The sequence below is a fragment of the Gluconobacter sp. P5B12 genome (assembly GCF_018812035.1).
Lineage (GTDB): Bacteria > Pseudomonadota > Alphaproteobacteria > Acetobacterales > Acetobacteraceae > Gluconobacter.
Genome location: NZ_JACRVV010000007.1, coordinates 1 through 26,984 on the forward strand (window position 1 = coordinate 1; position 26,984 = coordinate 26,984).

At 51.8% G+C, this 26,984-nt stretch carries 21 protein-coding genes and 6 pseudogenes; 10 read left to right on the forward strand and 17 right to left on the reverse strand.

All coding sequences use genetic code 11. The features are described from left to right. Positions 1 to 29 precede the first annotated feature (29 nt). Positions 30 to 434, reverse strand: a complete 405-nt coding sequence (locus KP702_RS11970; protein ID WP_211569136.1) for a VOC family protein — start codon at positions 432 to 434, stop codon at positions 30 to 32. 368 nt (positions 435 to 802) lie between these two features. Beyond that, a pseudogene (locus tag KP702_RS11975) lies at positions 803 to 1,110 on the reverse strand (hypothetical protein); the annotation flags it as partial. A gap of 194 nt (positions 1,111 to 1,304) precedes the next feature. On the opposite strand from KP702_RS11975, the gene KP702_RS11980 reads away from it, so the two are divergent. Both KP702_RS11980 and KP702_RS11985 read left to right on the forward strand, forming a co-directional pair. Then, positions 1,305 to 3,179, forward strand: a complete 1,875-nt coding sequence (locus KP702_RS11980) for a hypothetical protein (RefSeq protein WP_215769006.1) — start codon at positions 1,305 to 1,307, stop codon at positions 3,177 to 3,179. After that, positions 3,176 to 3,601 (forward strand): hypothetical protein, encoded by a 426-nt coding sequence (locus KP702_RS11985; RefSeq protein ID WP_215769007.1) that lies wholly within the window; start codon positions 3,176 to 3,178, stop codon positions 3,599 to 3,601. The genes KP702_RS11980 and KP702_RS11985 overlap by 4 nt, the downstream gene beginning before the upstream one ends. A gap of 248 nt (positions 3,602 to 3,849) precedes the next feature. Here KP702_RS11985 and KP702_RS11990 read toward each other — a convergent pair whose 3' ends face one another. The 10 genes and pseudogenes from KP702_RS11990 to KP702_RS12030 all read right to left on the reverse strand — a co-directional run bounded on the left by KP702_RS11990 (position 3,850) and on the right by KP702_RS12030 (position 14,673). Next, a complete protein-coding gene (locus KP702_RS11990; RefSeq protein ID WP_252348699.1) occupies positions 3,850 to 4,179 on the reverse strand; it encodes a HigA family addiction module antitoxin in 330 nt (109 codons plus the stop codon). Further along, positions 4,169 to 4,561 (reverse strand): type II toxin-antitoxin system RelE/ParE family toxin, encoded by a 393-nt coding sequence (locus tag KP702_RS11995; protein ID WP_252348700.1) that lies wholly within the window; start codon positions 4,559 to 4,561, stop codon positions 4,169 to 4,171. Before KP702_RS11995 ends, KP702_RS11990 begins: the two co-directional genes overlap by 11 nt. A 378-nt stretch (positions 4,562 to 4,939) precedes the next feature. Beyond that, positions 4,940 to 5,530, reverse strand: a complete 591-nt coding sequence (locus KP702_RS12000; RefSeq protein ID WP_215769008.1) for a contact-dependent growth inhibition system immunity protein — start codon at positions 5,528 to 5,530, stop codon at positions 4,940 to 4,942. Continuing rightward, complete coding sequence (locus KP702_RS12005; protein WP_215769009.1) at positions 5,530 to 7,623, reverse strand: DUF4214 domain-containing protein; 2,094 nt, start codon at positions 7,621 to 7,623, stop codon at positions 5,530 to 5,532. Before KP702_RS12005 ends, KP702_RS12000 begins: the two co-directional genes overlap by 1 nt. A gap of 290 nt (positions 7,624 to 7,913) precedes the next feature. Then, positions 7,914 to 8,165: pseudogene (locus KP702_RS12010) on the reverse strand (transposase); the annotation flags it as partial. 94 nt (positions 8,166 to 8,259) lie between these two features. Next, positions 8,260 to 8,433, reverse strand: a complete 174-nt coding sequence (locus KP702_RS16225; RefSeq protein WP_252348701.1) for a hypothetical protein — start codon at positions 8,431 to 8,433, stop codon at positions 8,260 to 8,262. 33 nt (positions 8,434 to 8,466) lie between these two features. Beyond that, a pseudogene (locus KP702_RS16565) lies at positions 8,467 to 8,601 on the reverse strand (transposase); the annotation flags it as partial. A gap of 88 nt (positions 8,602 to 8,689) precedes the next feature. After that, positions 8,690 to 9,628: a tetratricopeptide repeat protein gene (locus tag KP702_RS16475; protein WP_215769010.1), complete on the reverse strand. Its 939-nt coding sequence runs from the start codon at positions 9,626 to 9,628 to the stop codon at positions 8,690 to 8,692. Positions 9,629 to 11,410: 1,782 nt separating this feature from the next. Further along, positions 11,411 to 12,007, reverse strand: a complete 597-nt coding sequence (locus KP702_RS12025) for a hypothetical protein (RefSeq protein ID WP_215769011.1) — start codon at positions 12,005 to 12,007, stop codon at positions 11,411 to 11,413. After that, positions 12,004 to 14,673 carry a hypothetical protein gene (locus KP702_RS12030; RefSeq protein WP_215769012.1) on the reverse strand — a complete coding sequence of 890 codons (2,670 nt, stop codon included), beginning with the start codon at positions 14,671 to 14,673 and terminating at the stop codon, positions 12,004 to 12,006. The genes KP702_RS12025 and KP702_RS12030 overlap by 4 nt, the downstream gene beginning before the upstream one ends. 328 nt (positions 14,674 to 15,001) lie before the next feature. Between KP702_RS12030 and KP702_RS16570 the strand changes: the two are divergent. Then, positions 15,002 to 15,390, forward strand: a pseudogene (locus tag KP702_RS16570) (transposase); the annotation flags it as partial. Positions 15,391 to 15,492: 102 nt separating this feature from the next. Continuing rightward, a pseudogene (locus KP702_RS12040) lies at positions 15,493 to 16,625 on the forward strand (IS3 family transposase). Positions 16,626 to 16,666: 41 nt separating this feature from the next. Here KP702_RS12040 and KP702_RS12045 read toward each other — a convergent pair. Continuing rightward, on the reverse strand, positions 16,667 to 17,113 hold the full coding sequence (locus KP702_RS12045; RefSeq protein WP_215769013.1) for a hypothetical protein: 447 nt from the start codon (positions 17,111 to 17,113) through the stop codon (positions 16,667 to 16,669). Between the two features lie 112 nt (positions 17,114 to 17,225). Here KP702_RS12045 and KP702_RS12050 point away from each other — a divergent pair, with 112 nt between their 5' ends. The 4 genes and pseudogenes from KP702_RS12050 to KP702_RS16245 all read left to right on the forward strand — a co-directional run bounded on the left by KP702_RS12050 (position 17,226) and on the right by KP702_RS16245 (position 22,719). Further along, positions 17,226 to 18,674, forward strand: a complete 1,449-nt coding sequence (locus KP702_RS12050; RefSeq protein ID WP_215769014.1) for a site-specific integrase — start codon at positions 17,226 to 17,228, stop codon at positions 18,672 to 18,674. Between the two features lie 225 nt (positions 18,675 to 18,899). After that, entirely contained in the window at positions 18,900 to 19,829 is a 930-nt protein-coding gene (locus KP702_RS12055; protein ID WP_211499754.1) for a replication protein RepA, read from the forward strand. Positions 19,830 to 20,208: 379 nt separating this feature from the next. Then, positions 20,209 to 21,274: pseudogene (locus tag KP702_RS12060) on the forward strand (IS5 family transposase). Between the two features lie 884 nt (positions 21,275 to 22,158). After that, positions 22,159 to 22,719: a replication protein RepA gene (locus KP702_RS16245; RefSeq protein WP_252348702.1), complete on the forward strand. Its 561-nt coding sequence runs from the start codon at positions 22,159 to 22,161 to the stop codon at positions 22,717 to 22,719. Positions 22,720 to 22,722: 3 nt separating this feature from the next. Here the strand turns inward: KP702_RS16245 and KP702_RS12070 are convergent, their stop codons facing one another. The 3 genes from KP702_RS12070 to KP702_RS12080 form a co-directional block, all read right to left on the reverse strand. Then, a complete protein-coding gene (locus KP702_RS12070) occupies positions 22,723 to 23,553 on the reverse strand; it encodes a ParB/RepB/Spo0J family partition protein (protein WP_215769015.1) in 831 nt (276 codons plus the stop codon). Positions 23,554 to 23,582: 29 nt separating this feature from the next. Continuing rightward, complete coding sequence (locus KP702_RS12075; protein ID WP_215769016.1) at positions 23,583 to 24,629, reverse strand: AAA family ATPase; 1,047 nt, start codon at positions 24,627 to 24,629, stop codon at positions 23,583 to 23,585. 168 nt (positions 24,630 to 24,797) lie between these two features. Further along, complete coding sequence (locus KP702_RS12080; protein WP_215769017.1) at positions 24,798 to 25,031, reverse strand: hypothetical protein; 234 nt, start codon at positions 25,029 to 25,031, stop codon at positions 24,798 to 24,800. Between KP702_RS12080 and KP702_RS12085 the strand changes: the two genes are divergently transcribed. Both KP702_RS12085 and KP702_RS12090 read left to right on the forward strand, forming a co-directional pair. Continuing rightward, entirely contained in the window at positions 25,030 to 25,407 is a 378-nt protein-coding gene (locus tag KP702_RS12085; protein ID WP_215769134.1) for a hypothetical protein, read from the forward strand. The two genes, KP702_RS12080 and KP702_RS12085, sit on opposite strands and share 2 nt — an antisense overlap. Then, the gene (locus tag KP702_RS12090) at positions 25,404 to 26,303 is read left to right on the forward strand and encodes a phosphoadenosine phosphosulfate reductase family protein (protein ID WP_252348703.1); all 900 of its coding nucleotides are present in this window, start codon (positions 25,404 to 25,406) and stop codon (positions 26,301 to 26,303) included. Before KP702_RS12085 ends, KP702_RS12090 begins: the two co-directional genes overlap by 4 nt. 58 nt (positions 26,304 to 26,361) lie before the next feature. Here the strand turns inward: KP702_RS12090 and KP702_RS12095 are convergent, their stop codons facing one another. Continuing rightward, a complete protein-coding gene (locus tag KP702_RS12095) occupies positions 26,362 to 26,874 on the reverse strand; it encodes a MucR family transcriptional regulator (protein WP_215769018.1) in 513 nt (170 codons plus the stop codon). Between the last annotated feature and the right edge of the window lie 110 nt (positions 26,875 to 26,984).

Below are 26,984 nucleotides of genomic sequence, written 5' to 3' on the forward strand. Positions count from 1 at the left end.
AATTACTCAGCTGCTCATGGCGGGCATTATTATGAGTTTTTCTGATATGGTTCTTCGGGGCGAACCGGCGTTAATGTCGTCACTTCGATGAAATAACCACCCTTCGTTCGAAAGTAGAAGGACCACGCGCCATGTGCGTTGCATGGAGCCTTCACCTCCCAGCCATCGGCGCTTAGGCGCTCATAGAGAGCATCGACGTCCTCGCGAGACTTCTGGATGAAACCAATGTGCAGGACGTCGAATTGCCTGGGGTAATCAAAGCCTTCGAGCTTGTTATCGAAATGATTGACGATCAGAACCAGCCCATCATTGTCCTGCATGATGGCCATTTTGATCCCACGCACAACGAGAGTGCGCAGGCCGAAATACTGTTCGAACATTACGCGATCAGCCTCAGTATCGTGGCTGTAGAGGTTGATATGGTTTAGCTTCATGACTGTGTCTTTCCGTTAGTGAGACGGACACGAGCCGATCGCAATCTGGACAAGGACGACCGACCACGGGCGAGGCCTATCCTCGTCGTGTCCGGCCATGGCCAAGAGCGGGTTTATTCCCTCAAGCGTGACTGTCTCTCCAGAGAGACCACAGGTTGTCACCATACCTGCATCGCTGTCTTTTTAGGCAAAAACGACTTTGCTGACACCAGCAGCAGCGGTCAAGCAGCTTCGTCAGTAATGTCCGCTTAGTAGACACTCATTGGGCAACAAAAATGACCGACAAGAGGCGTAAGCAGCAGGTCCACTTCCGCCCTCATCCCAGACAAAACAGGCATAAAAATTACTGCTCGTAAGCAGACATCATCTTCGTAGCGGACTGCGACCCGCCGCCGGTCTTTGAGCCTTCCGAACATGATCTCGATGCAGTTGCGACGTTTGTATTTTCGCCTATTGTATTTGACAGGTTATCCGCGAGATTTCCGTCCTGGAATGCAGGGCTTTATCTCTTTCTCTTCCTGCGGTTATACAATGTCTTATGTGAACTGTAGTCGCGGGGCGCATCACGCCAGCTCAGGCCGTTCCGGTTCACAAAGATGGTGCCACTCAACGCACGGCACTCATCAACGCGGGGCCTGTCGTGGCCCATCGGGAAAAATGACCGCAGACGCTCCATTTGGTCATCCGTCAGTCAGTGCAGGTCGCTCATTCCCATTCTCCTCATAGAGCCTCTAACTCACTATTCTTTGTTTCTCATCTCCGAAACGGAGGTTGGCTGAGATTGGTATTGACAAATCTGGTTCGTAACAAAATGATACTCTATATTACTACTAAGAAACAATCTGTTAGAGCGATGCTCAGGAGCCTCAGATGTCAGACCCCATTTCCATTTTTGCAGCCACTTCAAATGAGCAGCATCATCTGACATCTCTCGCAACAGGAAAATCGGGCCCGTTAAAACATGATTTTTCTGCTTACGGTCACTCCCTCCCTGCGCTTTCCCCTCAATTTGGTGCCACAGGCTCTGAACAAACCGGAAGCTTTCTATCGTACGATCTTTCTGCGGAGACCTTTCAAAAAGGTCATGATTACTGGAAAAATTCTCCTGAAATAGAGAGCGTTCATCAGAAAATTCTGGGTGTGACAACCGCAGACGAGAAAAACGGAGGGTCCTTACAGACCTTGAGTGCTCTTCCTGCACCTATCTCGCTCATGAGTGTTTCCGACGACACTGATAATCCTGACCGCCCGTCCCCTTCCGCTGGCATTGGAGGAGATGGCGCAGGAGGCGTAGAAGCCCCACCCGGTGGAGAAGACGTTCCGGTTACAGGACACAACCCAGGAGGAACATTTACACCCGGCTCTGGCGTCGCACCTGGATCAAGCAACTCAGACCATAATCTTCCACCGGACATACCTGAAGAAATCAATACACATGGACATAGAGTAAAAATTATCAAGGGAGTAGCATATCTTGAGGCAAATAAAGGTGGTTTGGTGACTTATCAGACGCCTTCAGGGGAATGGAAATCCCTCAAGGTTGGTGATCTTGATAACGAAATTAGCAAAGCAGCGCAGGATATTGGTGATCACACACCCAGCGAGCAAACAATACAGAACATTTACGAATATTTTGCCTCAGACAATCATAGCATTAATGACGTTCGCTCCCAGTATGCACATAGCGATGCAATCAAGGCTAAGGTGGAGCAGGATTATCAGGAGATCCTTAACAGGCCATCTGATCCTGGCGGGTTGCAAAATCAGCTGGATGAATTGGGTCGCGATCAAACACTTGATAGCATGCGCCATAAGATTGCTCATTCAAAAGAAGCAACCAGACTTTATACTGACTTAATTCCTGAAGTTCAGGGCAGAACACCAAACGATCAGGACAAGAACTGGGTGAACGCGCAAGAAGATCAGGTTTCTGGCACCGGCACTTATAAGCAGGTCAGACACGATCTTGCCCATTTCGAAGGAGAGGCGTGGGTCATTGATCCTTACTGGAATGATATCCTTGGGCGATCTCCAACCACTGACGAACGTAATGCCGTCGAAGATAAACTTGCAGATAATTCGACATTGACAGACATGCGCCACCAACTCGCGCATTCTGAAAAAACATTTGACGAAATTGCAAATGAATTTCAAAATCGAACAGGAAAAACGATAAGTAATGATGCTCACACATTCATTAATAATATCCAAGGAGACTTGGATGACGGTTCTCTAAAAATGGGTAGAGTTAAAGAACTCATAAATGCAGGAACCCGTTTATCTACGATAGATCATAATAAGGCCCCAAACAGTTACAATTCTGCATCTGGTATGCCTGCGGACGCGATACAATACAAAGACGGTAGCGGACGAACATTTATGATAAAGTCTACTATCAAATTCTCAGATGTCATAAGCGACGCCAAACTACATGAGAATGAAAATATTATCTCACAAATAGAATCTCTAAATAATGCCGTAGGACACGAAGGAAAATTTGATGTACAGCGAGATAAGAATTCTCATATCCTGTATACAAACCTCATTGATAATGCAAACTACAACGTTGGTTTATGGGCGGCCGCTGCCGGACTTGGAAGAATAGAAATGATTGTTCTGGGAGGAGTATACATAGCCGGAACCCAGACTTATAATGCATCGTTTAATTATTCTGATACATACAATAGAGACGTTCCGTTATGGGAGCAAGGTTATGATGATTACAAAAATGGATCTGTAAAATGATGAAATACGTATTTTATTTTATCATTTACGTTATTTCTTTGGGCGTTCTCGGGGGAATCGTCCTTTCGCTATTTCATAGCGATGGTAGATCCTTCTCCAATATAAAAGGTATTGGAGGTTTTTTTGAAAATTCCGTTGAAATAATGGTCTTAGAATTCTTTAGAAGAGCAATTCCCTGTACGACAATAGCAATATTGTCTAGATTTATAAAAAATAATACTGTAAAATTTTATTTTTGTTTGGTTTTTCCTGCGTTTATCATCTACCAGATGATAGAAAATATTTATTTCCATGGTGACTACATAATAGAATTTGCGGATTATTTTCCTGAAATAATTCTCTCACTATTCTGGTCTTTTTTTATTGGGGGTATTATCGATTCCTCCGGAAAATTAAGACCTTTGAAGGACCGGACTTATTGAGCAGGGCCACATGATCGACCGCGTGCAGGAACGATTCGCTGTCTGGCCGACACCGCCTGTGTGATGGGCCGAGCCTGACATGGTTCGCTGATAAACGCGGCCTCCAACCTGAAGGGTTTGAAAAACCCTCCAGTTTTGGGCCTCTCTGTGTGATTCCATCACTCTTGCATTGATTGGGGGCATGGATCATGAAGCCGCTAGGTTTCTTTGATGTTGAAGAGCGGCTTGCCGCCCTCCCTAAGCAGACCTTAAATTGTCCGTTGTTCAGTCTTGGAAGGTGCGACGAGATTGAAATGCTGGACGTTCAAATTGGCTTCATGCGCTCGTGCCTGAGCCAACTCGAAAGCACTCTGCATACGCATCAGGGTATCGGCGCGTACTCCAAAGGCCTTTTCAAACCGAATGGCCATGTCTGCGGACAGGTTGGACCGTCCATTCAGAAGAGCACTGATCGACTGGCGCGAGACGCCAAAATGTTCTGCAACGGTGTTCACCTTGATATTATAAGGTTCCAGGATCTCCGTTTTGAGCCAGTCACCCACATGAACGGCCAGTGAGGTATGCATTTTAAGCGCCATGATAATCCTCCAGTGTTATATCGCAGAGTGAACCCTGCTCGTTCAGGCGAAACGTCAGACGCCAGTTTTTGGTAACCGCCATAGACCAGGTTCCGGCACGATCCCCTATCAATGGATGCCATCCATAATTTGGAGGAACAGCGAGTTCGTCCAACGACGCTGCTGCATCAATGAATGCCAACATCTTCCGAAGCCGGGTCACATCGCCAACCAGACCTTTAGCATTACCTGTTTCAAAAAACCGGCGCAGGCCTTTGTGACTGATGCTTTCAATCTCCATAAATGTAAGGTACAGCTTTACGTTCTCAATGTAAACGGATGCTTTACATGGTAGAATTTCTATTGCCTTGAACTTACCTAAGAGCGCCCTTCCCTGTCTCATTGGACTGACCGTTCTCAGCAAGCCTGACAAGGTAAATTTACATCCGTTAATCCTTATTATCGGACATAGGGTACGGGGCACAAAAATACCTGCAAAGGTCTTTTCGAGGCGTGTTCCACAGATCGTCTACGCACAAAGGCGACTTCTAGAAACCCTGAACGTGTCACGGTCTGGTACCGTGACCGTGGGTTCTCTGAAGCGGCGTTGCACTCGTGATGCAGAGGGCTTTTCCATTGGAGTGAGGAACGGAATCACAGAGAGCACATCAAAACCAAACGGCTTTTAGAACCCTTCAGATCGTGATGGAGGGATTTTATCCGCCCCTCCAACATCGAGCTTCGTTGGCCCTCGGCTATGAAAGATGTCCGGAGTCTCGGTTTATGGAAACACCGGCTGTGTGGACTTGCCCGGCCCTTCGCATTTGGCTAGCGCCTTCAACACAGTCTCACCGATTTCCTCATCGGATGCGACAAAAGGAATATGAAACACCCGCCCCTCGTTCATGCCCCGTGGCCAGGCGCTGTGACTTCCGCTTCGTGAACTTTTCGAGGCCCTAATGATGATGTCAGGCTCGCTCTCGTAAAACCAAGAAATAAAAAGCTGATCGCGCTTCTTCCAGGCCGCCTCCCTGTCCTTGTAGCCATATGTGCTCGCAATCTCGTCCCAGAACGCCAGTCGTCTCTCGGTTGAGGCTTTCTCCATGGCAATGCGCTGTTCTCGATCTATTGGGACGCCCAGAGGAGGCGCACAGTACTCGCTTGTTTCAAGAGCCTGCCGCACGTGAGCGCCAATCCACTCAGGCGTGACCTCTCTGTCTGCGTGGATCGCGAGCCCATGGCGGGAGAAATACATCCCGGCCCAGATTTCGTCGGAGACAATGGCAATAAATTTATCAGTTCGGCCGACAAAACACGTTTTGTGCTTTGTGCGCGGAGGACGAAAGGGGCCCCGAGGCTTCGGTTTTTTCATCAGATCACCGCATTAATATTGAACGTGAAGATTTTACCTTCGGCTGACATTTCGGCTAGGGCATCATGATAGGCGCGGCAAAGGGCCTTCCATTCCGCAGCGGTCTGCGGATCCATCGCCTCAGGGTCTGCAATATAGGGAACAGCCAGATTCAGCACGTAAGAGCCAATATTCTCTGAATTGAAACTAACAGTATCATCTTTGGTTCCGTCAGTTGTATAGCCAAGCATCTTTTCGACACTTGCCTCGACCCGGGCCGCGACAGCATAAGGACTGCTGGTGTAGCTCGGAGCTGCAAGGTTGATCGTCTTGTCGCTTGTAGCAATGGAATTATCCTTATCCCAATGATCGAAGACCTTCCAGTTCGCCTTCAGAGGCTGTAGCCAGATCACGCCGTTCGGATCCTGGGATGGATTGAGTTGGTTCTGTACCCAGGCCTCGTAAGGCAGCCCCTGCTGGTTCGTATTCGTCCCGCTCGTAGCTGTTTTCCACTGGATGCCCTGATCCTTGTAACTCTGATTCCAGTCCGTGCCGTTGAAATTTCCAAACGTCTGGTTGGCAGACTTGACGGTATCGTTAGAAATGTTCTTCACGATGGCTTCGTTTTTTCGGAAAGCAACCGGATCACAGTCATTGTCGTCTTCTTTTTTGATCTTCTTGAGCGCCGTTAGAACTGACCCTTCGTCAAAGGCTGCCGCCATGGCATTTTCACCGCCTGCCACAAGGAGATTTCTGGCATCGCCAGAATCGGCTGTCGTCTCGAGATACGTATTAACCAACAGATTGGCTTCCAGTCCAACGGCCTGGGTGGCAGAAGACGCAAGGTCGAAGACCATGTCCTGGAAAGAAGAAGATGCAGGCGAATTATAGGCTGCGGCTTCAGCAGAAAGCTGGTCAGTGCTTTGGTTCTCAATGGTAGTGATCCAGGCTGAATGAAGATTGTACATAGCCTGGCCGGCCATCTTCAACTGGTCGTCTGTCGGCGGAACCTGTCCCCATTCGCCATAAACATTCCGAGCGATATTCTGAAACTCGGAGCTATTGACAATCGTCAGCATAATCTGGGACTGTGCTGTCCCATTGGCAAGCTGCTTCTGGTATCCAGAGATTTCTGAAGTTGATGCTGATCGTCCCAGAATAAACTGGTTCGCCGAAGAAAGATCGGTACTACTTTCCGATGAATACGCCATGATCGATCGTTCGCCCTGAAGGGAACCGCCGCCGGCCAGATAGCTCTGTGCGCCGCTCAGTCCGCTTGCATCGGCTTCCCGGTTAAACACAGAGTTATACAGGCCATTGATATCATTCCTCTCCTCCGTGGAGGTGACCATGATCGACCGTTCGCCCTGAAGGGAACCACCGTTAGCCAGATAGTTCTGCGCAGCACTTAGTCCACTTGCATCAGCTTCCCGGTTGAACAGAGTATTGTACAGGCCATTGATATGGCTCGCCTCTTCCGTGGAGGAGGCCATGATCGACCGTTCGCCCTGAAGGAAACCACCATTAGCCAGATAGCTCTGCGCAGCACTCAGTCCACTTGCATCGGCTTCCCGGTCAAACAGGGCATTATACAGACCCTTGATATCGTTCGCCGCTTCCGTAGAGGTGGCCATGATGGATCGTTCGCCCTGAAGAGAGCCACCATTGGCCAGATAGTTTTGCACGCTGCTCAAGCCTGATGAGTCGGCCGGTCGCCCATAAAGAGCCTCATAAATATCATTGATATTATTTTGTGTTTCTTGTGAATAGGCAATCGCGTTGCGTACATTATGGAGCGAATTCCCGCTCTCAATACTCTGTTCGAATGACGAAAGGCCGCTGCTGTCTGCGGACCGATTATCCACGCTAAGATAGATTGAGTTGATCGCATTTTCTTCAGCATGGGAGCTCGTAATAGCGGATTGTATTGTGGCGAGCGTTACCCCGATGCCTAAGTCATTTTCTGTTGCGGAAACGATATCCTGACTGGCGGTGTCCTCTAGATCTGAGACAAACAGGGATTGGATTTTGTTTGTAGTCTCCTGCAACGTAGAAATATCCACCATTGCCGGACCATAATTGTAATGCGCACCACCAGCCGCATCGTAACCCAAGAAATTATTTTGTATTACGGATCCGTATTGGGATATTTCAGAATCGCTTGGAGTTCTCTGCAGCTCACTTTGGAAAATGTAAGTTACCGCTTGGGAATTTAGTTGTTGAACTGTTGCTCCGGAAAAGGATGGCAACTCTGAAGGCTGTAAGCTGGGCAGAACGAACGAACCTGAATCTATCATGAAGTAGGCCACCTTCGTATTTGTTTGATAAATAACGTGAGCTAAGAAACATTTTGTTTTAATATAGACATTAATTGATAAGGGATAGAGAAATCGGTATTCGTGCGTTAGGCGTCTTGGGCAAATTTGAGCCAGTATCTGGCTGTGGCGATATGGACCATGCTCATGAAACTGGGAGCGAGCTGATCGTATTGGGCTGCGATGGCGCGGTTGATTTTCATCCGGCCGAACATGAGCTCGATACGGTTGCGCTGCTTATAGAGCGTCCGGTCATACCCGATCGTCATCCGGCGATTTGATCGGCCCGGAATGACAACCTGGATGTTGCGTTTCGCAAGGTCCGTCCTGATGGCGTCGGCATCATAGCCCTGTCAGCCAGCAGCGCCTTTGGGGCTCGTTCCGGCAATGCGATCAGCGCATCATAGGCCTTGCAGTCCGCCGCCTCACCGACCGTTAAGTGGAAGGCAGGTGGTCTTCCCCGGGCATCAGCCAGGCAGTGACGCTTACTGGTGAACCCGCCCCGCGAGCGGCCAAGAGTTCGTCGATAAGCCCCCCTTTTCCGCCCGCAGCCGAAACGTGGGCGCGAACGGTGGTGCTATCGATGCCGTAGTGGCCACTGTCGGCCATGATCTCTGCCAGCATGATCGCGACAGCTTCCCAGACCCCGGCTTCCCTCCAGTGTCGAAACCGGCGGTAAATTGTGTTCCAGTTTCCATATTTTGGCGGAACATCACGCCATGGCGTGCCGCAGCGGAGGCGCCAAAGTATGCCGTTAATAATTGAGCGATTATGATCCGGACGCGTCCCCGGTTCGCCGCATCAATCGGCAGCAAGCCTTTCGCGCTGCGTCAGCCAATTCGTCCACGCCGCCTAGTCTGGTCATTCAGGTGAAGGACAAAGCTTGCCGATTGGACAAAGCAACTGTTCTCCAAATAGACGCTTCTGTGGAACTCCTGTGAAATGCTAAACCTGTCTCGTAGAGATAAGCCAAGAGCTCTGCAGATTCGTAGTCGCCTGCCCGAGCGGATTTTCTGAGAAGCGTCTCTGCTTTGAATGCATTTCTTTTCACGATCTTCCCTTTAAGGAGCTCAATTGCATATTTTCGTTGCGAAGCAGGAATGTTGCTTGCGGATGATATTTGGAAACAACGAACGGATTCTGCTTTATCCTGCAAAAGCCCAAACCCTCTTTCGAGCATTATACCCTTAATATAGATAGCCGGAGGGTGCCCGTTGTCAGCTGCTAGTGAAACGTATGAAGCTGCGACGCGCCGCATTGCGTCATCAACGGCATTTGTGACCCACCACTGCCCCAAAGAAAGTTGTGCCGCAGGTATATTTTGTTTTGCTGCCGCCAGCAAAAATTGAACGCCTTCAACCGGGCTTCGAATTTCGGGAGGGCCATTTAAAAGCAGGTCTCCCAGTTTCCCTGCAGCGGCAGCATGCCCTTGTTCGGCGGCATATCTAAGCCATTTTATTCCTTCGGGTAGATTAGGCGTATTATCACGCGAAAAAAAATTAGGATTATATTCTAAAGATAAACTTCCGACAGGAAGTCCTGAACAAAGTAATGTTCCCAATATATATTGGGAACCCTTATTCCCTCGTAACGAAGACTTATAAAACCAGAAAGCAGCATCATATCTAGACCATGAAAAGGCACAGTTATTGAGATATATACTACCGATTTCTATATTGCAGGAATCTACACCAAGATATGCCCCGAATTTCATGACGCGTAAAAATAACATCCTTCTCCAGGTTGGATGTTTTCTGAGAAACCTTGAAATATAAACAAAAGAAATATCAATAAAAGATAACACGTAATCATAGTATATATAAGTTAATATTTTATTTTTTCTTGAAATTATTGTTTCTGTTCCAGGTTATATATATTAATATTTATGTTTATTAACGATATTAAACAATAACATTAAAAATATAATACCAAATCTTGTTTAAAGATAAAATTATCTCGTTCAGAAGGCAAGATACAGATAGATCTTCCTCTTTTCAAAATCAGATATAAGTGCTTACTTCTTGTGGAAAAAATTAATCTGAAGCAAGTCAGAAGCGATAGTGACGAAGCCGAAGTAAGATTGTGCGGTTTTGTCACTATCGCTTGGCGACACGTATCCAGTTTCGCAGCTTGCAAGCATAGCGATCGTGACTGGCGGGGCTTCGCCCACCGCGCTTGGCCCGAATCACAGGGCGGCGACGGTGTAGGAGATTTCAGCCCGGATCTGATCCGCAGGATGCCCATATCCAGTTCCATCACGGTGATGACGGACAGAAACAGGCTCTTATCCAGCAGGTTCAGAAGATGCTGATGTTTCTGCTGTTAGAACTACAGAGGAAGTTCCCCCATCCCGACGAACACGCCGTCCGGAGCAAACCATTTGGCAGCGGGCGTCCTCCGCTGCATCATCAAGGTTTCTGACTGGAGAACAGGCATGACCAGAGTTCTTTATGGTGGACCTCTGCCCGCTCGAACCTCACCTCCTGGCTCAGGTCAGGCCAGTTAAGAAGATAAAGCGCTTTCAATGCCGGTCGAAATGGCATTCAGTCTTCGCTAACACATTTCTAGACTTCGTTGGATAGTGTTTGTTCTCCTCTCTGCCCTGCCCCGGCTTCGTGCTATCTTGAACCAAGTTCTGGTTTCACGGAGGCTCAATGCTCAGCCATATTCACACTGCAGTCTAGCCAAATGCAGCCCATAAAGCCGCACTGGACCGGCTGAGCCAGAAGACCCGGCGACGGCTTCCTGCCGGTAATGTGACAAAATTCGCTGTGTTGCTGTCGACCGGCCGCTTCCCCTTCCCTCCGTTGAGTTCCATGGTCATCCAAAGGCGACCATAGGTGTGATTGCTCTGGACAAAATGCTTCCGGATATGCGCCAGTGCCTCCAAATCGATGCGTTGGCGCAGGCACACCTGCCTTACCCTCCACGCCCAAGAGTCGCGCGTCGGGACCTGCAGAACCCGGCACAATCTTTCGATGGACGAGTCATAGCGGTGCTCGCAGTTCTTCGCGAACCTCCCGTCTTTTGGCTCGCGAAGAACTGCGTCGCCTTTTTAGGATCTCCCTTTCCTCCCGAAGAATGCGGTTTTCCAGGCGAAGACGCTTGTTATCCAGAGCAAGCTCTGTCTGGACTTCCGGCAACTTCAGATCGGCCATCCGATATTGCTAACTCCAGTGTCCAAGCGTCAATTTCCCAATCCTCAGATCCGCCACCACGCGGATCCGTGACAAACTGCTTCTCAAGGCAATTCTGACCGCTCTCGACGAAATTCTTCTGTGTGTGTCACTGCGATGGTCTCATATGTCCCCCAATTTGAGCTTAAAACACTCAGTCAAGCGGCACAAAACCGTAGCAAGTCCAAGCTGGCCGTGAAACTCTATCATGACAATGATCTGCCCATCGCCGAGATCTGTGAAATGCTCGGCATCTGAAAGCCAACACTCTTACGTCTATGTCCGGGCAGACGAGGCTGCCTGAGCGGTGACTTAAAGAGTGTCCGCCTATTGTCGGTCGTAGATCAGCAAGGAAGCGCGGCCTGAAATCTGCATGAAAACTGTTTTTCGCTTTCGTCCCAGTAATAAAACTACTCTGATAGAGTATTGATTTTCTGTCGTCCCGAGGCTTCACAACGCGAGAGGGCATCACGGATGGCAAGCCCCAACGCTTCGTCTGATACGGACAAGGGAACGGTAATCCGCTTCTCCGCGTATTTCTTCTTTTCCATGGGCCCCCAAGCCCGATGGCTCCCCGGAAGACGGAGTGTCGCCATCAGGGTCACGAAGTCCTCGATCAGATCGTGCCAGGACGTGAATACGAGATCACATCTTCGCCCGGCCTGATCAATGTCCTTGTAACCATAGGTCTGTGCAATTTCGCCCCAAAACGCCAGCCTCCGCGTATTGGAAACCTCTTTCATCGCATTGATTTCGTCACGACCCAGAGAGGGGATGCCAGGCTTGTTAAAATATTCGCTGCTTTCCAGAGCCTTACGAAAATTTTCGCCAACCCACAGAGCGGAAGCGTCGCAGGGCGCGTGCGCGCACCAACCTGTCCGCGAAAAGTAGGTCCCGCGCCAGATCTCTTCAGACACAATCGCAATATACTTGGGCGAGAGAGTGACTGTCGCGCTTTTATAATGCAAACTGCGGATACGTTCCGGCGTATAGCGAGATTCATTCATGAGATGGCATCAATTTCAAAATCGAGCGGTTTATAGCCATTGCGTTCATAGCTGGCCATTTTTGCGCCTGCTCCCCGATAGGCTTCACAGATCTGTTTCCACTGTGCATCCGTTGTCGTCGCGGTTCTAACACCGAGCTCAAATGTATAAGTATCAATAACAGCCTGGGTAAAACTGACGGGAGTGGCAGTTCCTTGTCGGCTTCCATTTGACGTATATTTCATAGCCATTTCTTTCATATCAGCCCAGATCCGATATTTGATGTTTGCAGGATCAATCTTGTACATATCGCGATTGGTGTTCAAAGCCTTATCGCTCACCGCATCTCCCGTGTCTTCGTTCCAGTGATCAAATGTCATCCAGTTACTACGATGATCCTGAAGCCAGACGTAATCCCCTGTTGGATTGCCGCCATTCAGCTTTTCCTGAACATAGGCTTCATAAGGCAGGCCTTGCGCAGATGCTCCAGCCCCACCTCTATTCTCATTCCAGACCACCCCGTTGGCTACATAGGATGCCGACCAGTCTCTTTGATTCACTGTCTGCCATTGCGCATTGGCGGACGTAATCTGGGGGGTATTGTAGACAACTTTTGTGTGTGCATCGCGAAAGGCCGACACGTCGTCACACGGTGTCAGGGGATTTTCTTTATCTTTCTGAATAACCGTTTTCATTACGCTCTGATCAACCATGGCGCCCTCCACAGGACCGCCTCCCTGACTCAGAAGGTTTCGAGCATCCTGAACGTTATCTGCCTCTTCCATCAGAGGGTCTACCAGCATGCTCGCTTCCAGATCTCTCGCCTGGTCGGCTGATCCTGCGACATTATCGATATAATCCTGAAAGGAACTATTGGCTGGGAGAGCCTGATATTCATTTGCTTCGGCCTGCAGTTGATCTCCTGTCTGACTGCTGACCATGATCCAGGCTGAATGAAGATTGTACATAGCCTGGCCGGCCATCTTCAACTGGTCGTCTGTCGGCGGAACCTGTCCCCAGTCGGCATAGATGTTCTGATACTCAGCAAAGGCTTCGGATGTTCCCGTCAGATTGAGTGTAATCTGATTCTGGCTAGCGCCGTTTACGAGATCGCTCTGTCTCTGGCCCAGTTCATCGGACTGGGGAGTGCGGCCGTAAAGAAACTGGTATGTTCGATCGATGACGGACTGGGCATTACTGCCATAGGCTTCCCACTGTCGGATCTGGGCGAGATTGCCCCCGTTTCCAGCAAGGTAGGCCTGATAATGGCCGAGATCCGAAGATGATGGCGTTGTTCCATCCACATCCTGGAAAATGTCATTGATCTGGGTCTGAGCATTACTGCCATAGGCTTCCCACTGWCGGATCTGGGCGAGATTGCCCCCGKTTCCAGCAAGGTAGGCCTGATAACGGCCGAGATCCGAAGATGATGGCGATGTTCCSTCCACATCCTGGAAAATGCCATTGATCTGGGTCTGAGCATTGCTGCCATACGCTTCCCACTGACGGATCTGGGCGAGATTGCCCCCGGTTCCAGCAAGGTAGGCCTGATAACGGCCGAGATCCGAAGATGATGGCGATGTTCCGTCCACATCCTGGAAAATGCCATTGATCTGGGTCTGAGCGTTGCTGCCATACGCTTCCCACTGTCGGATCTCACCAAGACTACTGCCAGTTGCAAGTGACCCTTGGTAATTGCTGATCTGGTTTTGATCAGCAATTACACCGTCGACAGTTGAGAATATCGTAGAAATCTGGCTGACGGATTCAGGTGAATACGCGACATCATGTTGGATCTGACTGAGTGTTTCTCCATTCTGCAGAGCGTTCGCCTCATTCGCGATATCCATAGAGGACGCTGCGCGCCCAAGCTCGTCTTGAAAGATCGTGTTGATGGACTGGGTAGCCATACTGGAGGTTGCGAGCGCGTTTACCAGACTTGTATAGGGTACGCCGCTACTTTCATCATCTTCAGCGGTCTTGATCAGATCCGATGAGGCGGGCGCACCGAGTGTCGCCTGAAAAGCTGCCTGAATCTTGTTCGTGGATTCTTCTGATTGAGCCACATCAGAGAAAGCGGGATCATAATTATAATAGTTTACATAATTTACGGTATATAGGTAGTTAGCGGCGATTACGCTCGAATAATGAGTAATTTCCGCAGAAGATGGATCGCGCTGAAGGATATTTGAGTATATATATTTGACCGCATCGTCAAAATTGGGAAACGCGGGCGATTGTTGTTGCCCAAAATCTGGCCAGGAGAATTCGGAAGGCGTAATCTGGGAAGGAGCCAAGAATAAAGCAACAGGGGATGCAAGAGCATCCGTTGTATTTTGATCTACTTCTGTGCCGGGTATGATATCCGCCGTTGCGGAAATCGACTGCAAGGTATTGAGCGAAGACTGGTCATCAGCCTGCGTAGTCGTGGGGATATTTGCCATGACAGTATCGCTTTTGCCCGATATTTTATCGAAGTTCGCGATGATACTCTGATAATGACTGCCATATGCCTGATAGTCTATGTTTTGAATGGAACCGAACAAACTGTTTTCAGTTAATCCTATCGGTGCTCCCCCATAAGTTTGATGATCGAGTAGAGCTGAAGAACTGTGACCTGCAGATACTTCATACAGGCTGTCGTGAGTTTGCGGCGCTGCGAACAGTCCATTTAAAAAGTCAGTCATTCCAAACTTTCTTTCACAAAGGATAATGCGGATTCAGAAAAAACAAAGATGAAGTTGGATACATTATAAGAAACGTTAGGATACGTGCGGTCATGTTTCTACACAGTATATGATATTTTTCGGGAATCTGTGACTGACTGAAAGAAAAATCGGGTTTGATGGATAATTCTGATCGCATTTTAACACAGCCTCTCCTATCGCCTGTTCGGTCTTACGGGACTGGCCTCTTTCCGCGACGTTGCGACCTTTTGAGGCTTCGAAAAACTCTCTGGTTTTGAGGCTTTCTATGTGATTCCATCTCGCCTGCGTTGATTGGGGATGGTGGAAGATGAAGCAGCTGGGGTTCTTTGATGTTGAAGAGACACTTGCTCGGTTAAGTGGGCTTGGCGATCAACTCGAAGCGTTTTCCCAAACTGTGGATTTTGACGGCTTCCGTCCCGTCTGAACAAGGCTTTGGCGTATTCAGACGGGGGCAAAAGCGGTCGACCGCCTTTCGATCCGGTACTGATGTTCAAAACTCTGGTGATCCAGACGCCGAACAATTTGTCCGACGAGCGGACGGAGTACCCGCTCAATGACCGCCTGTCCTTCATGCGCTTTTTGGGATTGAGTTTGTCAGACCGCTTCCCGGACGCCAAAACAATCTGGCTATTTCGTGAGCGTCTGACGCAGGCTGGTGCCATCGACGTCCTATTCAACCGCTTCGATATGATCCTATGCGCCGCCGCCTGATCATACGCCGATCAGGGTTTGGACTTGCTACGGTTATGTGCCGGTTGACTGAGCGTTTTAAGCTCACATCGGGGGACATACGAGACCATGGCAGTGACGCACACAGAAGAATTTCGCCGTGAGGCGGTAAGGATTGCCTTGAGCAGCGGTTTGTCACGGACCCGCGTGGCGGCGGATCTGGGGATTGGAAAATCGACATTGGGACACTGAGTTTCGCAGTATCGGACCGCTGATCTGTCAGTGCCTGAACCGCAGGCCGATCTGGTCCGGGAGAACGAGCGCCTACGCCTGGAGAACCGCGTTCTGCGGGAGGAGAGGGAAATCTTAAAAAAAGCCACACAGTTTTTCGCGAGCCAAAAGATATGAGGTTCGCCTTCATCCGTGAGCATCGTAGCCGTTGGTCGATCGAGAGCCTGTGTCGTGTGCTGCGTGTATCGACACGTGGTTATCGCGCCTGGATTTCCAGACCCGTTTGCCAACGCCAGCGCACCGATTTGAAGGTTCTGGCGCATATCCGTGAGCATTTTGTCCTGAGCAACTCCACCTATGGTCGTCCTCGGATGACCATGGAACTCAAGGAGGCGGGGCTCGATGTCGGCGAACGTCGTGTGGGGCGGCTGATGAAACTCAACGGGATCCGCCCAGTGCGCACCCGTCGCCACAGGGTCACAACTGACAGCCGTCATTCCCTTGGTGTTGCAGCCAATGTTCTGGACGGCGACTTTCTGACCAACGCACCCAACCGAAAATGGGCAGGCGATATCAGCTCTATATGGACCACCGAAGGATGGCTCTACCTCGCCGTGGTCATCGACCTGTTCAGTCGACGCGTCATCGGCTGGGCGGCAAGCGACCGGATGAAAAAGGATCTCGCTATCCGGGCGCTCGATATGGCGGTGCGACTGCGCGATCCATCGCCTGGCTGTATTTTCCACTCTGATCGTGGCAGCCAATATTGCTCACACGATTTCCAGAAGAAACTGACGGAATACAGAATGATGCCATCCATGTCCGGCAGGGGAAACTGCTTCGACAATGCAGCCGTAGAGACCTTCTTCAAGAGCCTGAAGGCCGAAATACTCTGGCGACAGACATGGCCCACTCGGCAGCAGGCAACCACCGCCATCTTCCAGTACGTCAACGGCTTCTACAACCCGCGACGGCGCCATTCATATCTGGGCAACATCAGCCCTCTCGCTTTCGAGGCTAAAGCCGCCTAACAGGATCACATACCGGCACATAACCGTAGCATGTCCAGTTTCTATAGCCCCAGGCGTGTGACCCCGGCCCGATACAGACCTTCGAACAGATCCCCGAGTGCCAGACGCCGTCGCAGCGTCAGACGTCGTTGGGTCAGATGATACATCCGGTCGTGCAGCAGATGGCAGCGCTGACACAGCGCGCGCAGATTGCGCAGCCGGTTGCTGGTGGGATCATGATTCAGATGCGCCGCCGCCAGAGACACTTTCGTCTGACGCACCTGCAGAAGCTCGATCAGGTCCGGAGGTGAGACCCGCCTGCCCCGACCATTGAACCAGTGTCCCGTGTCCGGATGCTTCCATCGGCCACCCGGTAGCACCTGAAGGTAATGCCCATGCGGCCGACCGCAACGCTGACAGACACCCCCTGCCCGCTCGAACCTCACCTGTCGGCTCAGTTCGGACCAGTTTGAGGGATAAAGCGGCTTCAGTTCCGGTCGGATTGGCATTCAGTCTTCGTTAACACATTTTCAGACGTCGTTGGACAGTGTTTGTTCTCCTCTCTGCCCTGCCGCAGCTTCGTGCTATCAGGAGCCGGGTTCAGGTTTCACGGAGGCTTTCATGCTCAGCCATATTCACATTGCAGGCTCGGCAGACGTAGCTCGTGAGGCCCTCCTGGACCGGTTGGACCAGAAGACCCGGCAACAGTTCCCTGTCGGTAGTCTGGAAAACTCTGTCGCGCTCCTGTCGACCGGTCGCTTCTCCCCCCGTCTCTCTCTGGTCATTCGCGGCATCGAATACCGGCATAACGAATTTGCCGAGGACACGGTCCTGTCCACCACAGTGGAGACGGCTGAAGACGCACTGGCGATCGCCAGTGCCCATGTGACCACCCTGCCCTCCGGGCACGATCTGGCGATCGCTCTGGACCTCGAACCCGATCCCGTCTTCGTCGCCTGGTTCAAGCCGAAGGCCGCCAGACGGCGCAAGGCAGGATCGCAGGCCGTCACGCTGGCTCCTCTGGCCTCTCCTCTGGGTCAGCAGTCTGGCGCGGTCCTGCAGTGGTTCGACGCCCTGACCGATGAGGCTCTGCCCGACTATGATGGGACGCTGGTGACTGCGGAGCGCGCCTCGAAGACCTATTCCCGCGCCGCGAAGGCGGTGAACACACGGCGGACCTACCGTTCGGCCGTGCGCTCCTGGTGCGCATGGGCGGCAGGACATGGGCTCCCTGCCCTCCCCGCCCGCAGCGAGGATGTGGCCGCCTATCTGGCTGATCTTGCGCTGCAGAAGAAGCGACCCGCCACGGTCGACCTGCACCGCGCCGCACTGCGCTATCTGCACCATATCGCTCAGGTCCCCGTCCCGACCTCCCATGCCCTGGTGTCCGAAACTGTTGCGGGTATTCGCAGGACGTCAACGGGAAGCGCATCCCGTCAGGTCAAGGGGCTGACCTGGGATCTCTTGGGCGAAGTTATTGAGCAGATCGATACCACCGAGCTCGTGGGCGTTCGGGACAAGGCCATTCTTCTGCTCGGCTTTGCCGGGGCCCTCAGACGGTCCGAAGTGGCGGCGCTGTGCCTGGAGAACGTGGCGCTCGATGATGACGGAATGCGGATCCGGCTGGACCGCTCCAAGGGCGATCGCACCAGTCAGGGTGTCGAGGTGGCGATCCCGAGGGGGATTACCGGCCTCTGCCCGGTCCGGGCTTACGAGGCCTGGCTACGCGCGGCCAGACTGAAAAACGCCAAAGGACCGGTTTTTCGACGCGTATGGCTCCCGCCTACTGCCGAGGCCGGTCAGCCCCCTGCCCTGCCCGCCATGGGTTCAGAGGCGCTGTCTGACCGGTCTGTGGCCCGCATCATTCAGAAGCGCTGCCTTGATGCTGATCTGACAGGCGATTTCAGCGGGCACAGTCTGCGCCGTGGCGCGATCACGACTGGCGCGCGGGATGGCACCGATCTGGTCTCGCTCAAGCGCTTCTCCCGCCATCAGACCTTTGGCGTCGTGGAGAAATATATCGAAGTCGAGGATGCTATGACCAAACATCCAGGGCGCAGTCGGTTTTAACTGATTCGCCCACATATTCTTGTGCACTCTTGTAGCCAGAGTATGCACTTTTGAAGCTGAGCCACATTTGACCTATGCGAGGAAACCGCGCTTAAAAGACCTTATCCCGTGCACTTTTGAAGCCTATACTAATAATAACTAATAAATCTAATAGCTTTCGCTTCAAAAGTGCACGCTGACAAAGCCGCCTATGTTCCGCATAGTCCTGTGGGTGGAGAAACAGTGATGCAAACCCTACATAAGATCCTGCAAAACAGCGGGCGCCAAGCAGCGCTTCAACTCGACGTGGATCGAGAGGTTGTAGAAGCCGCTGCAGCCTACATGTCTGATGAGCAAAACGGGATCGGGTTTCTCTACTCAGGATGGTGTCAGGCAGCTCTTCCTCACAGACGATTAGCTGATCACAAAGGATGGCAGCTCGAAAGCGACCAAGTTTGCCTTATTATTGAGCCAGGAATGAGACGTGGTTCAACAGGAGAACCAGTACCTGTGGGGGTACCGTATGGTAGTCGCGCGAGGCTAATACTAATTTACTTACAATCAGAAGCAATAAGAACCAACTCCAGAGACATAGAGCTTGGAAAAAGCTTACGCTCGTGGATGGGAAAGATGAATATCCCAATTGGTGGGAAAAACCTTCAAATTGTTCGTGATCAAATGGAGAGAATCTCTCGCTCTCGACTTTCTTTTGAAGTTAAAAGGGGAAATACATTAGGGCTCACAAACCAAAATATTATGGATTCTGCAGTTTTTATGGATCCTTCAACTGAAGGTGAAGGGGAAACATATATGCACATGGCCCGGCTATCAGAGGGATTCTTTGACGGCCTTCGTCGTCATCCCGTCCCACTTGATGAAGCGGCGATTAGGGCATTGAGTAATAATAGCATGGCTTTAGATATATATTCTTGGCTAGCATATAGACTACACTCTTTAAACAAGCCTACATCAATAACGTGGCATGGACTCAAAGCGCAGTTCGGACTTAACTTCGGGCAATTAAAGAACTTCAAGGCTCGGTTTCTACCTAACCTTCATCTTGCACTTGCTGTTTATCCAGCTGCCAAAGTGGTGGAGCAAGATGACGGAAAGGGGATTGTACTTTATCCTGGCCACCCGCCAGTGGGTAAAAGAACGATAAGCCTGAAATCATAAGGGACCTTTCACGGTGTGCACTTTTGAAGCACATCCACTGAAAGAGAGTTCTTGGGCTATCGGCGTGCACTTTTGAAGCCGATGAAAATCTTGGGAGCTATAAGAACGTGCACTTTTGAAGCTTAGGGGCTCTTTAATCTCACATTGCTACCGTGGATTTTCCTTTCGTGCACTTTTGGAGCTATGGTAGGTCGAAGGGACGATAGATGTGCACTTTTGAAGCTGAAAGTAGCCATCACTACACATCTAACAGAGGTGGCCCCGGTTCTTCGGACAGGGAGTTAAGCTATAATCCGACCTGGAGGGTTCGAAAAACCCCTTGGTTTTGAGGCCCTCTCTGTAATTCCATTTTTCCGGTTTTTATTGGAGGAGTGGCGACATGAAACAGCCCGGTTTCTTTGATGTTGAAGAGCGGCTTTCTCGTTTAAGCGGGCTTGGTGATCAGCTCGAAGCCTTTTTCCGGACTGTGAATTTCGAAGCATTTCGTCCTGATCTGGATACAGCGCTGGCCTATGCAGACGGCAGTAAAGGCGGTCGTCCGCCGTTTGATCCAGACGCTGAACAATCTGTCCGATGAACGGACGGAATACCTGATCAATGACCGTCTCTCCTTCATGCGCTTTTTAGGCCTAGGGCTGTCGGAGCGTGTGCCTGATGCCAAAACCATCTGGCTATTCAGGGAGCGTCTCACACAGGCGGGAGCAATTGATATTTTGTTTAACCGTTTTAATGCGACCCTGCGTAACGCTGGTTATCTGCCGATGTCAGGCCAAATCCTGGATGCCAGGCTGGTAGCGGCTCCGAAGCAGCGCAATACCAACGATGAAAAGACTGATCTGCGGAAAGGACGGATCCCACAGGATTGGCAGGATAAACCGGCAAAGCTGTCCCACAAGGATAGGCATGCGCGCTGAACCCTGAAATTCACGAAAGCGAAGCGACAGGAAGACGGGAGTATGCCCGCAACGGATCTGGCCATCCCGTTTTTTGGTTACAAGTCGCACATCTCCATCGATCGGAAATTTCGACTGATCCGCAGATGGAAGACGACAGATGCCGCCGCCAGTGACGGCGCGCGATTGAGAGAGGGCTTGCTTGATAAAAGCAATACAGCCTCAACGGTCTGGGCAGACACAGCCTACCGCTCAAAAGCCAATGAGGACTTCATGGAAAAGCAGGGCTTTGTCTCAAGGGTTCACAGGAAAAAGCCGCATCTCAGGCCTATGCCCCGCCATATCCAGAGATCCAACGCAGGGAAGTCGATGATCAGATCTCGCGTCGAGCATGTCTTTGCCGATCAGAAATCACAGACGGGACTGTTCGTCCGAACCGTAGGCTTAACGCGGGCCACCATGAGGATCGGGCTGGCCAATATCGTCTATAATATGCGCCGCTTTCTCCTCCTGGAGCGGATTAACGTCGCCGCGTGGCAATCCAGAGCATGAAACCCTCTCTCTGCTCAAAACGCAGAGTGAAAATCAGGACCAGGAACCAGAAATCAGGCGCAAGGCTAATCAATCAAGGGTTTTTCGAACCCTCCACCTGTTTTCCGGCGCGTGTGGCTCCCGCCCGCCGCCGAGGTCGGTCAACCCCCTGCCCTGTCTGCCATGGGTACAGAGGTGCTATCTGACCGGTCTGTCGCCCGCATCATTCAGAGGCGCTGCCTCGATGCGTGACTGACAGGCGATTTCAGCGGGCACAGCCTGCGACGCGGAGCGATCACCACAGGCGCACGGGATGGAACGGATCTGGTCTCGCTCAAACGTTTCTCCCGCCACCAGACCTTCGGTGTGGTGGAGAAATATATCGAGGTCGAAGATGCTATGACCAAACATCCAGGGCGCAGTCGGTTTTGATCAATGTGTTCTGATATCAGAACACATTCCGACGCATGTTCCCTAAGGGAAGACTAAAAACGTGCGATTATGGTAGGCCGCTTAACCCCTCAGTTGACATAGCCATAAGGGGATAAGAAAGTAATTTCATGAGGACCTAGAGGTACCAAATGACCGATTTTCCATACGCAGGTGAGTTTTCCCGAATGCTAATGGATCTCGGCTATGAAGAAAGTGCGAGCCGTCTGAAGCAATTTGGCAGGAGTGACGACATACCATTCCTGGATATCTCCAAGGCATTGCTAGCAGATGAACGTTTCGAGGTGGGGGTCGCGTACTCAGGTATGTGCTTAACTAGCCTTCCTCATAAGAAATTTGGTGTTCCGTATGGAGAACGCGCTCGCATGATTCTTATCTATCTTATGTCCGAGGCTTAGAGGACTAAAAGCCGAGAAATCCGGCTTGGTGGAAACCAACGACGTTGATTCAAAAAGATGGGCATTTCATTCGGGGGCGAGACCGCAAACGCTATTCGAGACCAGTCTAAACATATCAGTGCGTGTAGCCTGAAGTTCTTTTGGTCCACAGAAGAAGGTGCCGACGGATTTGCGCAGGGCGGAATCGTCTCTTCTGGTTTGATGTTTCGAGATCAAGTCGCCAAGGCGGACGAGAAGCTAGATAGCCTTTCTGACGATAGAGTAGTTCTCGACCCGAATTTTTTTAAGGCCTTTGAGGCCCATCATGTCAAACTTCGCGAAGAAGCTATCAAACAGATTAAAGAGCGTTCTCTCGCTCTAGATATATATGTCTGGCTTGCTTATCGGATGCGCAGGATTACTAAGGATACTTTTATATCTCGGACAGCACTATATGACCAATTCGGAGGTGGTGTTAAGCAAAGGAAGCACTTTACATTTCCTTTCAAACGCGCGCTGAGGGCTGCTTGTGCGGCCTATCCGGAAGCTCGCGTAGAGGTAGATGAAAAGGCAGGGGCAATACTTAAGCCTTCTCCCCTGCCTTTTCATCGTGACTATGTCGCGGGAGTATCGCTTTAGGAGTTAATCTTCATCTCCAAGACGTTTTAGAATAGAGAGCGCAATCCGTCTCAATTCGACACGATCTTCCTCTTCCAGCATCCCTGGTGAGATGTTCTCCCATTTTGCAAAAGCTTTAGTAAGCGACGCTACACGCGGAGGCTTTTGCTGATGAGGCTCTTTCTCCTGCATCTCTGCAGCCAATCGAAGGCCACTCCGAATTTTTTGGATCGTAAGCTCGCCGGCTAGTGCTAGCGAAAAAAATTGCTTTTGCTTTTCTTTATCTTGCACACGGGCAAGTTCAATCAGAAGATTACGTGGCAACGGGTGTTCTGAATTCAGAACATTCTCGACGAAGCTATTGGGTAATTTAAGAACGGCTAGCATTCCGTTTAGGTCCGAAACACTCTTACTGAGGTGTTTTGCTGCTTCCCGCTGGCTCCAACCGTTGAGAGCAATCAGCTCCTTAATGCCGCGAGCTTCTTCTAGTAAACTTAAATCTTCGCGCTGAATATTCTCGATTAGCGATGCGACTTGATGTTCCGACGTCCGCTCAATCGCTAATAGTGTTTTTATACCTGCTTGGGATGCTGCACGCCACCTTCTCTCTCCAGCAACAAGGATCCAATGCCCTCGCTTTTCAGGGTTCGGTCTGACAAGCACAGGCATAAGTTGGCCATGTTCCGATAGGCTTGATGCGAGATCACGGAGAGCATTTTCGTCAAATCTCTTTCTTGCCTGCGCGGAATCCGGCTGGATCTTTTCAAGAGGGACTTCGAAAGAATGATTGATCTCGCTACTACTCGCGATGAATGCTCCTCCAAGATCGTTTACCCGCCCCTCCATTGAGGCCATCAGCCGAGAAGGTCCTTTTCGCTTTGGAGTCATTCCTTATCAGCTCCTTCGTTGTCAGTTTCAGCCCAGTCGAGGTTGAGTTCGGCTAGAGGAGGCTCTTTCCCAGTGGCGATTGCAGCGGCGATCCTCAAGTACGGTGCAACTGCTTTGGACCTAGACGACACGTCACTCGCAATGGCGCCATTCCATGCAGCGTTCCCGTATACATTACTCTCGGGTACGGGTTCCAAGACTGCTGCGCGTCCCGCTGTGTATTGAATTAAGTGGTGAAGAACCTCGCGGTCGACCGCTTGTCGATTGTTATAGCGAGTAGGCAGGATTCCGCCGACCCGAAGTCGGGGATTGAGGCGACGCTGTATCTTTTGAATCGTGGTCAGCAGTAGGGCCACGCCCATTGCATCAGGTGGCTCAGTCTGGACAGGAACAATTACAACATCTGCGGCTACAAGAGCCATATAGGTCATCAGTCCTAAATTTGGCGGTGCGTCAATAATTATGAAGTCATAAGAGCTCGCCAGCTCTTCAATACCTTCAGCTAAGGCTTGCTCGAAGCCAGGCTCACGACGACCGTCCGCCTCTGAAAGATCAATGTGGCTGGAAACAAGATCGAATGGGCGGGTGCCACCGGCAATTTCGTCTGTTGCAGGTATGATACATTCGCTGAGTGGACGGTCTTTTAACAAACAATGATATATCGAGCGGCCTTCCCGGTGCGCTTGCAAGCCCTCCTGCCCTACTAGCCAATCAGTCGCTGACGCTTGCGGGTCTAGGTCAATTAATAATGTCCGATGTCCAGATTTTCTAAAGCATGCCGCAAGGTTGAGTGCGCTGGTGGTCTTACCGACGCCGCCCTTCTGATTAGCAAGCGCAATAATTTTGGCTTTCGCATTACGTTGCTGAAGAAGTGCCTCAATCTCACATCCAACATCATTAGGGATTGCCTCCCTTCCATTTTCCCACCGGCTTACGCGTGACTTGTCATAAGCTCTTCCGAGCCTCGCATTCAGTGCTTCTTTCAATTCATTCTGGGTCATGCGGAGCTGCTCGCGCGCGTCGCGCATAAAGTCGCCAACCATTTCCTGCTTCCTTAATCCGTATGCACAATTCCTATCACCCGACTGTGGTAGCGTCAACACACCACAAACAGGTTGACGCTATAAGTTGACTAACGAGTGTGTGAAAGAAATAGACGCCCCTTCAAGGCGGCGTTTTTTAGTGTTCTGATTTCAGAACACTAAAAAACTTCACATGAGAAACAGGAGAGGAAAGATGTGGGAAGAAGAGAGAACCGCTGCCTGTCGGTCGCCCGTGCTGCAACAGGTGGGTCGCCGTCCGTCCTCCCCATGCTCGCCGGCTGCGCCGCCTGCGCGTGGGTCCGGATGACGCCGATCCTGCCGCTGCGCGGCACTGTTGCACCCCGGTCGCCCGACACGCCGTCGCAAGGATGTTTGAAGAACCAGAGATGGATCGAGCATCATGCGACGCTACCAGTTTCCCTATGTTCCAACCCCCCGTGGCCGGCCTCCCATGCGCTGGACCGACACGCAGGAGCCCACAACCTGCCGCCGTTGCAACACGCATTGGGAAGATGGTGATCCGGCGTTGACGATTGCCTGCACGGGCTGCGGCGCACCTGCGAATGAGCCATGCCGCCGCAGCTCGGGTGGCAATGAGCGTGTGTGCGCCTGTCGCGACGAAGCCGCCGTCCAGATGGGGCTGCTGACGCGTTGTGAGGGACTGACCTGGGACGGTCGCCATGAAAAGCCGCTGCTATTGCGGGAACACCCGATCGCCCACGCTCTGATGTGCCGCTCGGTGCGGACAGGCGCCCCGGTCAGTCGGTGGACCTCATGAGCCCGGATCTCGCGTCTTATGACCGCATCATTGTCGCCGTGTCGGGAGGCAAGGACGGCACGGCCTGTCTGCTCGCCCTGCTTGAAGCCGGTGCTCGGGCCGAACGTATCGAGCTCTGGCATCACGAGGTGGATGGGGCAGGGCGGTCCTTCATGGACTGGCCCTCCACAGGCCCGTATGTCGCAGCCCTGGCGCGGGATTTCAGCCTGCCGCTCTACCGCTCCTGGCGCGAGGGTGGCTTCGAGCACGAAATGCTGCGGGACAATGCGCCCACAGCTCCGGTTGTCTTCGAAACCCCTGACGGGGTCATCACAGCAGGCGGGCAGGGGCCAGAGGGTACACGCCTGCGCTTTCCCCAGGTCTCGGCCAGTCTGTCCGTGCGCTGGTGCTCGGCGAGCCTCAAGGTTGATGTGGCCGATCGCGCCTTGCGGGGACAGGAGCGGTTCCTGAACCGACGTACCCTCATGGTCACAGGCGAGCGTGCTGAGGAGAGTCCCGCACGGGCCCGCTATGCGGCCTTCGAACGCCATCGGACTGACACGAGAAACGGGACGCGGCGGCGTCGACATGTCGATCACTTCCGGCCCGTGCACGCCTGGTCCGAGGCCGAAGTCTTGGCCATCCTCGAGCGCTGGCGCGTCATGCCAGCCTATCCCTATCAGGCCGGATTTTCGCGCTTATCCTACGCGTTCTGCATCTTCGGCAATGCAGACCAGTTCGCCACCCTAAAATGGATGGATGCGAACCGGTTTGCGAAACTGGCCAGATATGAAAAGGATTTCGGCTGCACGATCAAACGTGACAAGGGGCTCGAACAGCTGTCGTCCGAGGGGACGGTCTATCAGGAAGCCTGGTCGCCGCCTGCCTGTCAGACCGTCAGTTGCAGACGGTTCTGACAGAGGACTGGATCCTCCCGGCCGGAGCCTCCGGCACCGGGGAAGGGCCGGTTTAGTTTCAGGCGCGGGCCGGACGGCCGCGACGTTTCTCGGGAAGCTTCTTTACCGCAGGAAGGGTGTCTTCCTCAGGGGAGGGCTCCTGCGGTGAAGAGGCGCGGGTCGTAGAGCCCAGGCCAATGTCGCGGGCGAGGGACGAGCGCTTCTCGGAATAGCTGGGCGCCACCATTGGATACTCGCGCGGCAGGCCCCAGCGGGCCCGGTACTCCTCCGGGGTCATGTTGTAGGCCGTTTTGAGATGACGGCGGAGCATCTTCAGCTTTTTCCCGTCTTCCAGACAAATGATGTAGTCCGGAAATACGGAGCGCTTCGGGTTCACGGCGGGGGTCGGGGCTTCTTCCGCGACAGGCTCCGGCGTGGTCGGGGCTGCGAGGGCGTCGTGCACGCTGTGGATCAGCGCGGGCAGATGGTCGGCGGAAAGCTCGTTCTGCGACAGATAGGCGGCCACGATATCGGCGGTGAGTGGCAGAAGATCGGCATGAGGGTGTGCCGGGGTGTCAATCAGGTCAGTCATAAATGTCCCTCAGGGTCCTGGAAATGCCTTGTACATGGGGCGCACAGGTCATGATTTCAAGTTGCTGCAGAGAGTACTGCACGAGGGGTTAACAGGTTCCTGAGTTTGCC

What these genes read in the sequence shown, in the direction of transcription:
- KP702_RS11970 (WP_211569136.1), bottom strand. Translation starts at nt 434, where the DNA reads ATGAAGCTAAACCATATCAACCTCTACAGCCACGATACTGAGGCTGAT.
- KP702_RS11980 (WP_215769006.1), top strand. Translation starts at nt 1,305, where the DNA reads ATGTCAGACCCCATTTCCATTTTTGCAGCCACTTCAAATGAGCAGCAT.
- KP702_RS11985 (WP_215769007.1), top strand. Translation starts at nt 3,176, where the DNA reads ATGATGAAATACGTATTTTATTTTATCATTTACGTTATTTCTTTGGGC.
- KP702_RS11990 (WP_252348699.1), bottom strand. Translation starts at nt 4,179, where the DNA reads ATGGCGCTTAAAATGCATACCTCACTGGCCGTTCATGTGGGTGACTGG.
- KP702_RS11995 (WP_252348700.1), bottom strand. Translation starts at nt 4,561, where the DNA reads ATGAGACAGGGAAGGGCGCTCTTAGGTAAGTTCAAGGCAATAGAAATT.
- KP702_RS12000 (WP_215769008.1), bottom strand. Translation starts at nt 5,530, where the DNA reads ATGAAAAAACCGAAGCCTCGGGGCCCCTTTCGTCCTCCGCGCACAAAG.
- KP702_RS16225 (WP_252348701.1), bottom strand. Translation starts at nt 8,433, where the DNA reads ATGGCCGACAGTGGCCACTACGGCATCGATAGCACCACCGTTCGCGCC.
- KP702_RS12025 (WP_215769011.1), bottom strand. Translation starts at nt 12,007, where the DNA reads ATGAATGAATCTCGCTATACGCCGGAACGTATCCGCAGTTTGCATTAT.
- KP702_RS12045 (WP_215769013.1), bottom strand. Translation starts at nt 17,113, where the DNA reads ATGCCAATCCGACCGGAACTGAAGCCGCTTTATCCCTCAAACTGGTCC.
- KP702_RS12050 (WP_215769014.1), top strand. Translation starts at nt 17,226, where the DNA reads ATGCTCAGCCATATTCACATTGCAGGCTCGGCAGACGTAGCTCGTGAG.
- KP702_RS12055 (WP_211499754.1), top strand. Translation starts at nt 18,900, where the DNA reads ATGCAAACCCTACATAAGATCCTGCAAAACAGCGGGCGCCAAGCAGCG.
- KP702_RS16245 (WP_252348702.1), top strand. Translation starts at nt 22,159, where the DNA reads ATGGGCATTTCATTCGGGGGCGAGACCGCAAACGCTATTCGAGACCAG.
- KP702_RS12070 (WP_215769015.1), bottom strand. Translation starts at nt 23,553, where the DNA reads ATGGCCTCAATGGAGGGGCGGGTAAACGATCTTGGAGGAGCATTCATC.
- KP702_RS12075 (WP_215769016.1), bottom strand. Translation starts at nt 24,629, where the DNA reads ATGGTTGGCGACTTTATGCGCGACGCGCGCGAGCAGCTCCGCATGACC.
- KP702_RS12085 (WP_215769134.1), top strand. Translation starts at nt 25,030, where the DNA reads ATGCGACGCTACCAGTTTCCCTATGTTCCAACCCCCCGTGGCCGGCCT.
- KP702_RS12080 (WP_215769017.1), bottom strand. Translation starts at nt 25,031, where the DNA reads ATGATGCTCGATCCATCTCTGGTTCTTCAAACATCCTTGCGACGGCGT.
- KP702_RS12090 (WP_252348703.1), top strand. Translation starts at nt 25,404, where the DNA reads ATGAGCCCGGATCTCGCGTCTTATGACCGCATCATTGTCGCCGTGTCG.
- KP702_RS12095 (WP_215769018.1), bottom strand. Translation starts at nt 26,874, where the DNA reads ATGACTGACCTGATTGACACCCCGGCACACCCTCATGCCGATCTTCTG.